The organism is Haloarcula sp. MBLA0138 (genome assembly GCF_055632455.1).
In genome coordinates this window covers 1,603,196-1,613,038 of record NZ_CM145746.1, presented here as the reverse complement: position 1 = coordinate 1,613,038, position 9,843 = coordinate 1,603,196, and the positions used below count along the sequence as shown (strand labels likewise).

The following is a 9,843-nucleotide window of genomic DNA, read 5'->3' as shown; positions in this document are numbered from 1 at the left end:
GACAGTGCGATGGAGAAAGCGCTCTGGTACCTGCTGACGGCGACGCGCGGCGGGGCAAACCGGGCGCGCATCATCGACGCTCTCTTGGAGCGACCAATGAACGCGAACGAACTCGCCGACGAACTCGACGTGGGCTACAAGACGGTTCGCCACCACATGGAACAGCTCGAAGATCACGGGGTCGTCGAGTCCGGCGACGAGGACTACGCGAAGCTGTACTTCCTCACCGACCGATTCGACAAGTACCGCGACACCTTCGAGGACATCGTCGACCAGATGGACGAATGACCGGGACCACCACACGACGGCGCGGACCGGCGGGAGCGTGGCGCTGATGGCGATGGGGCCGCTCATCACCGCCGCGGCGGTGTTGGCCGGACTGAACGTCCTCCTCCTCCTGCCGCTGGTCGGCGTCTGGGCGCGCAACTACGCGACGTTCCGGACGGGGCTGGTGGCCGGGCTGCTCGCGTTCGCCCTCGCCATGCTCGCGGAAAACGCCGTCGCGCTGTACTACTTCTTCTCGATGCAGAGCTTCTACGCCGGCGACCCGCACGTCCAAGAGGCCGTGTTCGTGTTGCGTGCGCTCCAGTTCGTCGCCGTCGCCGGGCTGAGCTACACGACGCTGCGGTGACGCCCCCTCACTCGTCGCTGTCGTCGCGCCGCTCGGCCGGCCGGATGCCGAGGAACCGAAAGAGGCTCAGCGCGCCCTCGGACCCCTTGCTCCCGCGTTCGGGCTCCATATCGCGGCCCGTCTTCTGTGACTTCACCATGCTGTGAGTTTTCGTCAGCGCACATATAACTCTTGGGCGCTAGGCGAGGTCCCACGTCGCGGCCCGTATCGACTCGACGACCACGACGAGTCCGGACACGAGCGTCGCCACTGGATGGACGGCGAACCGTGCGTCGAACAGTCGCATCCCGGACGCGACCAGCAGACAGACGATACCGAGAATAAAGAGGATTTGGACGCGGTTGAGATACGCCGCGTTGTGCTCGTTTTGCTTCGCCAGTTCGGCCGACCACTCGTTGTAGCTCCTGATGAGCGAGACCAGCCACTCGCTCCGTGAGTACCCCTCGCGGAGCACTTCACGCCGGTGGTCGCTCGCAATCCCGTACGGGATGGACGTGCTGACGGTGTAGGTGCCCGTCCCGAGAACCGACGAGGCGACGAGCAGGAGCACGCCGACGGCGGCCACGGCCAGCGTGAACACGCTGACGGATTCGAGGGGGCTGCCGCCCGCGATGCCGAGCGCCGAGATGACGATACCCAGCACCAACACAGCCGTCCGGGTGGTCCGCATCGCCTTGTCGTCTATCTCGTCGGCCAGTTCGATCTGGTTCGACAGCGTGTGGCGCGACTCCTCGACGGTCCGCTCGTAGGTCGCTACGTCGGTTTGGTGACCCCCGGTCGGTTCGGCGTCCAGTTCGAAGTGCGTCTCGGCGGGGTAGGTACTGCCCGCCGTCTCGGGGTCGTACGTCACGTAGGTCCCGACGACGACGGTGGACGCGTACATCAGTAGCGCGACCTCCACGCGGTTGGGCCAGACCGCCGCCACGGCGTCCGGGGACAGGGCCCGAGCGAGCGGTAGCAAGGCGACGTACGCCACGGCTGCGAGCGCCGCTCCGACCAGATGGGCACCGACAGCGAGGCCGCTCCCCGACTGTACTTCGCCACTCCGTTCGCTCATCTGTCAGGTCTGTCCGGTGGTGGCGTAATAATCGTACCGCCCCACCGGGCCGAAGCACCGATACCGCTCGGGCACGTACAGCGTTCCGATGGACCATCTCGCACCGTCGAACGTCCCGGTGTACGCGACCCCGGAGGAGCGCGCCGCGATTTGGGACCGCTGTGCCGACCGGGGACAGCCGGTCGTCGCCGTCCGGGCCGCGACGCGGGGCTTCATCGTCCGCTACGACCTCCAGCACCTCGACCGACAGCTCTCGCCGTCGACGGTCCAGCGCCTGCGCGACCGGGTCCGTTCCCGGCGGCCGTACCCCACCGGCACGGACCCCGTCTCACAGACCGAGGGGTTGGGCGGGGAGGCCGGCCCGGTGTCGGGCGAACTCCACACGCCGACCGAGGACGCCGGCCGCGACCTCGCCTCGCACATCTCCCCGTTCGTGCTCGACCGCGACAACTGGCGCGCCTGAGCCGCGCACGAGACTTTTTCACACGCCGCTCCCTCCCTCCGAGCATGGCAATCGCCCGACACGATTCGGGAGCGCTTGCGGCTGGGCGCGCCCTCGCGTCGCAGGTCCACCCCGTGTTCATGCTCCCGCCGCTGGCCACCTCGCTGTTCGGTGCCGCGCTCGCCGCCGCCGACTTCCGCGTCTCGGTCGCCGTCGTCCACGCCGCCGCGACCTTCCTCGCCGTCTACACCGCCCACGTCACGGACGGCTACGTCGACTTCCACGTCCGGGACGAGGACGACGACCACCCGCTGACCGTCGGCGGCTGTCGGGCCGCGCTCGTCGGCGCGACGGCGGGCTTCGGGGCCTGTCTCGCCGCGCTCTGGGCGCTGGCCGGCGTCGGCACGGTCCTGTTGACGCTCCCGATGTGGGTCCTCGGCTACGCGCACGCGCCCCAACTGGACCGTAATCCTGTCGGCGCGACGATGGGGTACCCGGCCGGTATCGCGCTGGCGTTGCTTGGGGGGTTCTACGCGCAGGCCGGGAGGCTGTCGGCGGCGGTGCTGGGCCTCGCCGCGGTGTTTTGCCTCCTGCTGACGGGCATCAAGGTTATCGACGACGAGACGGACTACGACTACGACCGCTCCATCGACAAGCGCACCGTCGCCGTGGTGCTGGGCCCGCGGCGCGCCCGTCGACTCGCGGCAGCGCTCATGCTGGCGGCGATGGGCGGCGTCGTCGCGCTCGCGGCCGCCGTGCCCGCGGTGCCGCCCACCGCGGCGGGGGCGGCGCTGGCGTTCGGTGCGGTGGCCGCCGTCGCCCGGCGGGCCGACCCCGAACTCGCCACCATGTTGCTCGTCCGGGCGTCCTACCTCTTTCTCGCGGTGCTGGTGGCGGCGGTGTGGTTCCGGCCGCTCGCCTAGTCGTCGCTGACTATCTTGACGACCGAACCCTCTTCGAGTTCCTCCTCGTCGCTGACCCGCATCCCCTTCCGGGCGTCGACGGCGTGGATGTAGCCGTCGCCGATGTCGGAGTGGACGGCGTAGGCGAGGTCCAGCGGCGTCGACCCACGCGGGAGGAGGTGGGCGTCCGGGAGGACGTTCCCCTGCCCGTCGGTCCACTGCGTGTCGTTCTGGACCGGGTAGGCCGTGACGTGGTCCAGCAGGTCGTAGACGGCGGTGTCCATCGCCGTCTGGACGCCGGTCCCGCCGAACTCGGCCATCACCTCGCGGACTCGCTCTAACCCCTCGCGTTGCTGTGTACTCACGTCGCCGGTTATCTCGAAGTCGGGGTCGCCGGGGTCGTAGTCGACGACGCCGGCCTCGGCGGCCCGCCGCAGGGCGAGTTCGCCGTCGGCGGTGGCCGGCACCACCACGTCGGCGGCCTCGTGCAGGCGCTCGACGTTCTCCGGGGGCGCGATGTCGGCCTTGTTGGCGACGACGACGATGGGCTTGGTACGCCGGCGAATCTCGCGGGCCAGCGCCTCGCGGTGGTCGTCCTCCCACGCGATGGGGTCCTCGGGGTACTCCAGTTCCCGGAGCGTGCGAGCCACGTCCAACTCCGTCGCGCCGACGCCGGCGAGCAGGTCCACCAGCGCCTCGTCCAAGTCGAAGTCGGGTGACCGGGACTGGCGCTCGACGGACTCCCAGTTACGGGAGACGATACTGGCGAGCCACAGGTCCATCTCCGTCTCGACGAAGTTCACGTCCTCGACCGGGTCGTGGCTCCCGACTTCGACCGGTTCGCCCTCGGCGTCGGTCCCGCCCGAGGCGTCGACGACGTTCAGGATGACGTCGGCGTTGGTGAGTTCGTCGAGGAACTGGTTGCCCAGTCCCCGGCCCTCGTGTGCGCCGGGGACGAGGCCGGCCACGTCGACGAGTTCGACGGGGACGTAACGTTTGCCCGCCCGGCAGTCGTCGTCGCCACAGCGCTGGTCGCGGTCCAGACACGGGCAGTCGGTGCGGACGTGGCTGACGCCGCGGTTGGCGTCGATGGTCGTGAACGGGTAGTTGCCCACGTCCACGTCGGCCATCGTTGCGGCCGTGTAGAAGGTCGATTTCCCGGCGTTTGGCTTGCCGGCGAGCGCGAGAGAGAGCATGCCATCTGCTACCGCACTCGCCGGAAAGGGGGTTTCGGTCTCGCCCGCTCATTCGGGGCCGTACGCGGCCAGTCGGCCCTCGATGTCGCTGACGAGGACGCGGCCCTCGGCGACCGCCGGCGAGGAGTGCACCGCCGCGCCGACCGTCGCCTCGCCGGCGACCGTCCCGTCGTCGGCGTCGAGCGCGACGAGGCGACCGTCGGTGGTCCCCGCGTATAGCACGCCCTCGACGAGCGCCGCGGCGGCGGCGTTCAGCCGCTCGGCTTCGGGGCCCGCGTCGTGGAGGCTAGTCCGCCACTGCTCGGTGCCGTCGGCGGCGTCGAGAGCGGTGACCGTCCCGCTCGCGTCGGGGACGTACACCGTCGACGCGTCGACGGTCAGCGACGCCCGTATCTCTGCACCGACAGTCGTCGCCCACCGCTCGTCGCCGCTGGCGGCGTCGAGGGCGACGACCCGGCCGTCGCGGCCGAAGCCCGCGGCGTAGACCCCGCCGTCGACCACCGTCGGGGCGGTGGTCCCGTTGACGCTACGGTCCGTGTTCGACCACAGCCGCTCGCCGTCGGCCGCATCGAACGCGAGGAGGCTGGGCTGGGTCGAGCCGGTGGTGAACACGCCGACGTACGCCGTCCCGTCGGCCGTGACGACGCCGGTAACGTGGTCTCCCTCGACCGTCGCCGACCAGCGGGTCTCTCCTCCCTCGGCCCCGACTGCGGAGAGAGATGTCTGCTCCGCCACGACGACGGCGTCTCCCGCCGGCCGCGGCGTCAGGTGGCTCAGACCGCTCCCCGCCGTCAGTTGCGTCGACCATCGGAACTCCCCGTCCGTCGAGAGCGCGTACGCGAACCCGTCGCCCGGCGTCGCGTACACCGTCCCGTCGCGCACCGTCGGTGCGGGGCTGACGGAGTCGGTCAGACCGACCTCGAACGCCCACCGCTCGTCACCGGTGGCCGCGTCCAGCGCCCGCAGGTTCGTCCGAGTGACGACGTACGCCGTCCCGGCCGCGACGGCGGGGTCACAGCCACCTGACCACCCGTCGAACGTCGCCGACCACTCCTCGGTGAGCGCGCGGCCCGGCCCGGTCACGTCGGCGGCCCCGCGACCGGTCCGGTCCGCGCCGAACGTCGGCCACGCCTCGGTGCCGCCGGTCGCGGTCGTTTCGGCCGTCGTCGCCGTGGCGGTCGCCGGGTCTGCCGTCCGCTCGCCGCCCGGTTCCGTGTCCGTCCCGCCGCCGGCCTCCTCGACACCCGTCCTGAGACAGCCTGCCGTCCCGGCGGCGGCCAGCGACGCCAGCAGCGCCCGCCGTGACGGTCGCTTCCCGTCCATCACTCGGCCTCCGTCACGGCGAACCGTCCCAGTTCCGCCCGGGTGCTGGCGACCAGCGCCGACCCGTCGCCGGCGAGGTGGCCGGCCATCGGGGGGTCGTCGCGCCGGTAGCGAAGTGTCCCCGACTCGCGGTCGTACCCCCGCAACGACCCGTCGCCCGTGACGACCCAGACGGTCGCGTCGGTGAGCGCGACTCGGCCGTCGGTGACCGGGGCGTCGAACTCGGCGTGCCACCGGCGCTCGCCGGTCGCAGTGTCGAACGCGAACAGGTGCCGCTCGACGCCGAGCCAGCCGACCCCGTCCTCGAAGACCGGGCGGGACACCGGCGGTAGCTCGCCCGTCCGCGTGTCGAACTCGAACAGCCACAGTTCCTCGCCGGTCGCCGGGTCGAGGCGGCCGACGGCCCGCCGCTCCGAGTCGACGGCGACGACGCCGCCGGCCCCGTCGGCAAAGGGGCCGTTCCCCGGGCCGGGGACGACGAACTCCGTCAACCATAGTTCCTCGCCGGTCGCCGGGTCGTAGCCGGAGAACCGACCGTTGCGGTAGGCCGCGACGACGACGCCGTCGACCGCGGCAGCACCGTCGAATCCCGAGGTGACCCAACTGTTTTCACTGAGGTCGAGGCGGCCATCGACGGTCCAGCGGACCGCCAGCGTCTCGGGGTCGAGCCCGTAGAGCGTGCTCTCCTCGACGAACGTCGTCCCGACGACCAGCGTGTCCCCGGCCACGGCCGGCGGGCCGCGGGTGTCGCCGAGTTCCCGGCGCGCGAGGACGCCGCCGTCAGCGGTATCGACGGCGAAAAGCGTCCCGTCCGCGGTCAGGTAGAGCACGTCGCCGGCGACCGTCGAATACAGACTGTTCGGCGAGGTGCCGAGCGCGGCCGTCCACAGCGTCTCGCCGGTGTCGAGCGCGACCGAGCGGACCCCACTTGGCTCGCCGCTCTGGCCCCGGAACGGGGTGTAGAGGGCGTCGCCGTCGACGCGGACCCCGTCCTCAGACGGGAACTTGCGGTGCCACGCCTCCCCGAGCGCGACCGCGTTCTCGCGGGGGGTCTCCGTCGGCGTCGCTGTGTCGGCGGGCGATGGGTCCGTCGCGGCCGCGGTCGTGTCAGTCGCGTCGGACTCGCCGCCCGACGCCTCGGACTCGAACGTGAGACAACCGGCGAGCGCACACGAACAGATGGCTCCGATGGCGGTCCGGCGGCGCATTACCGTGGCGGTCGGTCCCGCTGTCAAAAACCCCTCCGGTACGGGCGGGTATCAGTCCGACGGGTCCGGCGACGCGGCGTCGTCGGTACCGCCGTCGGTCGCACCGTTTGCGTCCTCGGTTTCCGTCCCGTCCTCGCCGCCTATCTCGGCCTCGTCGAGTTCCTCGGCCATCGCCGCCATCGCCTCGGCGGACTCGTCGGGGCGGTCCAGCACGGCATCGGTGTGCATCCGCATCTCCTCGCGGGCGCGGATGGTCCCGTCGACGGTGGCGTTCTCGTGGAGTTCGACCGTCTTGGCGGCGATGTCGCCCCACACCGTCACGCCGGGGCCGATGCGGACCGTCCCGTCCCGGGTCGTCACGTCGCCCTTTATCTCGGTCCCCTTCCCGACGACCACGTCACCGCGGGCCCGAAGGCTCCCGAAGACGACGTTGTCCCGGCCGACCTCCATCGACTCGGCGCGGATGTTTCCGTGGAGCCGGCAATCGTCGCCGATGGTTGCGGGCGTCGAGACGCGCCACGCGTCGTCGGAGACGCTGGCCCCGCGAGGGACCAACACCGGGTCGGCGTCGCCGTCCTCGCCGAGCATCGACTCCAGCACCGCCTCGGCGGCCTCGTCCTCGCCGAGGCGGAAGAGATGCGAGAGGTAGACGAACAGGAAGACGATGGTCGGCATCGGGTTCCGGATGACTATCCAGCCGTTGACCTCGAAGCCGTCCTCGATGTCGACGTCGTCGCCGATGTCGAGTCCACCCGCGACCCTGAGTTCGCCGCCGATGTGGACTCGCTCGCCGATGTAGGCGTCCTCGCCGACCAGCACGCTGTCGGCCACCTCACACCACATGTCGAGCCGACAGTCGCCCTCGGCCTCGATGTGGCCGCCAAAGCGCACCCGCTCGTCGGCGATGAGCGAGCGACAGCGGACACCGAACTCGACGGTGCTCTGTCCACCCACGATGACGTCGCCCTCCGTCACCAAGTCGTGTTCCTCGACGGTGGTCCCGTCGGGAATCGAGAGTTCCGAGAGCGGAGCAGAGCCCAGTTGCACGTCGTCACAACGGTATTCCGGCGTATTAAAGCCTCAGGGCGCGCACGACGGGTGTCTGACGTGCGTCTGACGCCGTCCTCCGAGAGGAGCGAACGACCAACTTTTATCCGCGCCAGCCGTACCGTCGCCCATGACTGCACTGTCGTTCGACGAGCAGGGCGTCGATGTCGTCTTCGAGGGGACGGAGTTCCGGTTGGAGAAAGCCCTCATCGAGGATGCGACCCAGAAGTCCTACCCCGACGTGACCGACCACGAGGTACTCAAAATCGTCGAGCCGGAGCCGGCGCTGTCGGGTGAGCCGCGGCGAGTCGGCGAGATCGTCGACTGACCGGCCCGTCGTTTTCCGGTACCTTCGTGGGATATTAATCCGTCGTGGGAAAAGTACCAAATTCCAACTAATGTGGTGCCCTCTTGCGGTAATTCGACGCCGGAACCGTGGCAAAAACTCACACAGTCGGCAGGCATTTATGTCCCAAGCGCCGACTGAGAGGTAATGACAGACCCACGTGTCGCCGGTGTCGGCGTCACCAACTTCGGGAAACACCCCGAGCGCACCGGCCGCGATTTGTTCGCCGAGGCCGGCCTCGAAGCGCTGGACGATTCGGGGGTCGACCCGGACGACGTCGCGGCGCTGTACTACGGCAACTTCATGGGCGAACTGGCCGAGCATCAGGGCCATCAGGGACCGCTGATGGCGGAGGCCATCGGGCTCGACGCGCCGGCCACCCGCGTCGAAGCGGCCTGTGCCTCCGCTGGGGCCGCCATCCGCGAGGCGGTCAAGACCCTCCGGAACGGCGAGGCCGAGGTGGCCGTCGTCGGCGGGGCCGAGCGGATGACCAACGTCGGGACGGCCGCGGCGACGGACGCGCTCGCCATCGCCGCCGACGACCTCTACGAGGTTCGGGCCGGGATGACCTTCCCCGGCGCGTACGCGCTGATGGCCCGGTCGTACTTCGAGGAGTACGGCGGGAGCCACGAGGACCTCGCCCACGTCGCGGTGAAGAACCACGAGCACGCGCTGGTCAACGACCACGCCCAGATACAGAAGGAGATTACCGTCGAGGACGCGCTGGAGGCCCCGACGATAGCCAGTCCGCTGGGGCTGTACGACTCCTGTCCCATCACCGACGGGGCCGCCGCGGCGGTCCTGACCACGGAGTCCTACGCCGACGAACACGACCTCGACGCGCCCGTCGCCGTCACCGGCACCGGGCAGGGCGGGGACAACCTCGCGCTGCAGGACCGCCGCCACCTCGCACAGACCCCGGCCGCCGACAAGGCCGCCGAGGAGGCCTACGCCGACGCCGGCGTCGGCCCCGACGACGTGGATGTGGCGGAGGTCCACGACTGTTTCACTATCGCCGAGGTACTCGCCATCGAGTCGCTGGGCCTCTTCGAGCGTGGCGAGGGCATCACCGCCGCGACGGAGGGCGTCACTGACCGCCACGGCGACCTGCCGGTCAACCTCTCGGGTGGCCTGAAAGCAAAGGGCCACCCCGTCGGCGCGACCGGCGTCGCCCAACTGGCGACCATCGCGTGGGTCCTCGACGGTTCGCACCCGCGGGCCGACGCCGTCCCCGACGGCACCGTCGGCGTCGCGCACAACGCCGGGGGCACCGTCGCGTCCACGACCGTCCACGTACTGGAGGTGCGCGGATGAGCGAGACCGCGCGCGACGGCGAGTACGACGCGTGGCTGGACGGCGTGGCCGCCGGCGAGGCGACCTACCGCGAGTGCGAGAACGGCCACGGCTGGCTCCCGCCCCGGCGGGTCTGTCCCGACTGTGGCTCGCGCGACCTCGCCTCGGAGCCCCTGCCCGACGCCGGCGAGATAGTCACTCACACCACGATTACGGTCGCCACGCCGCAGTTCGAGGACGACGCGCCCTACGTCACCGCCATCGCCGACTTCGGCCCGGTCTCGGTGACCGGGTTGGTCCGGGGGGCCGACGACGTGGCTATCGGCGACGTGGTCGGTATCGAGGTCGGTGAGCGGGCAACGACCGGCGACCGCGTGGTCGTGTTCCGGCCACGGTAG

13 protein-coding genes are annotated in these 9,843 nt (G+C 70.5%); 7 read left to right on the top strand and 6 right to left on the bottom strand.

Features of this window, described 5'->3' with window-relative positions; translation table 11 throughout:
* Positions 1-9 precede the first annotated feature (9 nt).
* Complete coding sequence (locus tag ACV7JO_RS08580; protein WP_470352995.1) at positions 10-288, top strand: ArsR/SmtB family transcription factor; 279 nt, start codon at positions 10-12, stop codon at positions 286-288.
* A gap of 46 nt (positions 289-334) precedes the next feature.
* The gene (locus tag ACV7JO_RS08575; RefSeq protein WP_470352994.1) at positions 335-631 is read left to right on the top strand and encodes a DUF8036 family membrane protein; all 297 of its coding nucleotides are present in this window, start codon (positions 335-337) and stop codon (positions 629-631) included.
* Between the two features lie 7 nt (positions 632-638).
* Here ACV7JO_RS08575 and ACV7JO_RS08570 read toward each other — a convergent pair whose 3' ends face one another.
* Together ACV7JO_RS08570 and ACV7JO_RS08565 are read right to left on the bottom strand one after the other, a co-directional pair.
* Positions 639-770: a hypothetical protein gene (locus ACV7JO_RS08570; RefSeq protein WP_470352993.1), complete on the bottom strand. Its 132-nt coding sequence runs from the start codon at positions 768-770 to the stop codon at positions 639-641.
* Positions 771-809: 39 nt separating this feature from the next.
* Positions 810-1,688, bottom strand: coding sequence for a hypothetical protein (locus ACV7JO_RS08565; protein ID WP_470352992.1), 879 nt, complete (start codon positions 1,686-1,688; stop codon positions 810-812).
* Between the two features lie 88 nt (positions 1,689-1,776).
* Here ACV7JO_RS08565 and ACV7JO_RS08560 point away from each other — a divergent pair, with 88 nt between their 5' ends.
* The gene (locus ACV7JO_RS08560; protein ID WP_470352991.1) at positions 1,777-2,151 is read left to right on the top strand and encodes a hypothetical protein; all 375 of its coding nucleotides are present in this window, start codon (positions 1,777-1,779) and stop codon (positions 2,149-2,151) included.
* A gap of 44 nt (positions 2,152-2,195) precedes the next feature.
* Entirely contained in the window at positions 2,196-3,053 is an 858-nt protein-coding gene (locus ACV7JO_RS08555) for a UbiA family prenyltransferase (RefSeq protein ID WP_470352990.1), read from the top strand.
* Here the strand turns inward: ACV7JO_RS08555 and ACV7JO_RS08550 are convergent.
* Genes ACV7JO_RS08550 through ACV7JO_RS08535 form a run of 4 tightly spaced genes read right to left on the bottom strand, consistent with a single transcriptional unit; the run spans position 3,050 to position 7,806 of the window.
* Positions 3,050-4,228: a redox-regulated ATPase YchF gene (locus tag ACV7JO_RS08550; protein ID WP_470352989.1), complete on the bottom strand. Its 1,179-nt coding sequence runs from the start codon at positions 4,226-4,228 to the stop codon at positions 3,050-3,052. The two genes, ACV7JO_RS08555 and ACV7JO_RS08550, sit on opposite strands and share 4 nt — an antisense overlap.
* Positions 4,229-4,276: 48 nt before the next feature.
* The gene (locus ACV7JO_RS08545) at positions 4,277-5,551 is read right to left on the bottom strand and encodes an outer membrane protein assembly factor BamB family protein (RefSeq protein WP_470352988.1); all 1,275 of its coding nucleotides are present in this window, start codon (positions 5,549-5,551) and stop codon (positions 4,277-4,279) included.
* Positions 5,551-6,759, bottom strand: coding sequence for an outer membrane protein assembly factor BamB family protein (locus ACV7JO_RS08540; protein WP_470352987.1), 1,209 nt, complete (start codon positions 6,757-6,759; stop codon positions 5,551-5,553). Before ACV7JO_RS08540 ends, ACV7JO_RS08545 begins: the two co-directional genes overlap by 1 nt.
* A 51-nt stretch (positions 6,760-6,810) precedes the next feature.
* On the bottom strand, positions 6,811-7,806 hold the full coding sequence (locus tag ACV7JO_RS08535) for a polymer-forming cytoskeletal protein (RefSeq protein WP_470352986.1): 996 nt from the start codon (positions 7,804-7,806) through the stop codon (positions 6,811-6,813).
* Between the two features lie 130 nt (positions 7,807-7,936).
* Between ACV7JO_RS08535 and ACV7JO_RS08530 the strand changes: the two genes are divergently transcribed.
* The 3 genes from ACV7JO_RS08530 (at position 7,937) to ACV7JO_RS08520 (ending at position 9,843) form a co-directional block, all read left to right on the top strand.
* Positions 7,937-8,134 carry a DUF5800 family protein gene (locus ACV7JO_RS08530; protein WP_470352985.1) on the top strand — a complete coding sequence of 66 codons (198 nt, stop codon included), beginning with the start codon at positions 7,937-7,939 and terminating at the stop codon, positions 8,132-8,134.
* A gap of 165 nt (positions 8,135-8,299) precedes the next feature.
* Positions 8,300-9,466, top strand: a complete 1,167-nt coding sequence (locus tag ACV7JO_RS08525; protein WP_470352984.1) for a thiolase domain-containing protein — start codon at positions 8,300-8,302, stop codon at positions 9,464-9,466.
* Complete coding sequence (locus tag ACV7JO_RS08520) at positions 9,463-9,843, top strand: Zn-ribbon domain-containing OB-fold protein (protein ID WP_470352983.1); 381 nt, start codon at positions 9,463-9,465, stop codon at positions 9,841-9,843. Before ACV7JO_RS08525 ends, ACV7JO_RS08520 begins: the two co-directional genes overlap by 4 nt.

Excerpts from the sequence above, each read along its gene's own strand:
- ACV7JO_RS08580 (WP_470352995.1), top strand. The coding sequence starts at position 10 with ATGGAGAAAGCGCTCTGGTACCTGCTGACGGCGACGCGCGGCGGGGCA.
- ACV7JO_RS08575 (WP_470352994.1), top strand. The coding sequence starts at position 335 with ATGGCGATGGGGCCGCTCATCACCGCCGCGGCGGTGTTGGCCGGACTG.
- ACV7JO_RS08570 (WP_470352993.1), bottom strand. The coding sequence starts at position 770 with ATGGTGAAGTCACAGAAGACGGGCCGCGATATGGAGCCCGAACGCGGG.
- ACV7JO_RS08565 (WP_470352992.1), bottom strand. The coding sequence starts at position 1,688 with ATGAGCGAACGGAGTGGCGAAGTACAGTCGGGGAGCGGCCTCGCTGTC.
- ACV7JO_RS08560 (WP_470352991.1), top strand. The coding sequence starts at position 1,777 with ATGGACCATCTCGCACCGTCGAACGTCCCGGTGTACGCGACCCCGGAG.
- ACV7JO_RS08555 (WP_470352990.1), top strand. The coding sequence starts at position 2,196 with ATGGCAATCGCCCGACACGATTCGGGAGCGCTTGCGGCTGGGCGCGCC.
- ACV7JO_RS08550 (WP_470352989.1), bottom strand. The coding sequence starts at position 4,228 with ATGCTCTCTCTCGCGCTCGCCGGCAAGCCAAACGCCGGGAAATCGACC.
- ACV7JO_RS08545 (WP_470352988.1), bottom strand. The coding sequence starts at position 5,551 with ATGGACGGGAAGCGACCGTCACGGCGGGCGCTGCTGGCGTCGCTGGCC.
- ACV7JO_RS08540 (WP_470352987.1), bottom strand. The coding sequence starts at position 6,759 with ATGCGCCGCCGGACCGCCATCGGAGCCATCTGTTCGTGTGCGCTCGCC.
- ACV7JO_RS08530 (WP_470352985.1), top strand. The coding sequence starts at position 7,937 with ATGACTGCACTGTCGTTCGACGAGCAGGGCGTCGATGTCGTCTTCGAG.
- ACV7JO_RS08525 (WP_470352984.1), top strand. The coding sequence starts at position 8,300 with ATGACAGACCCACGTGTCGCCGGTGTCGGCGTCACCAACTTCGGGAAA.
- ACV7JO_RS08520 (WP_470352983.1), top strand. The coding sequence starts at position 9,463 with ATGAGCGAGACCGCGCGCGACGGCGAGTACGACGCGTGGCTGGACGGC.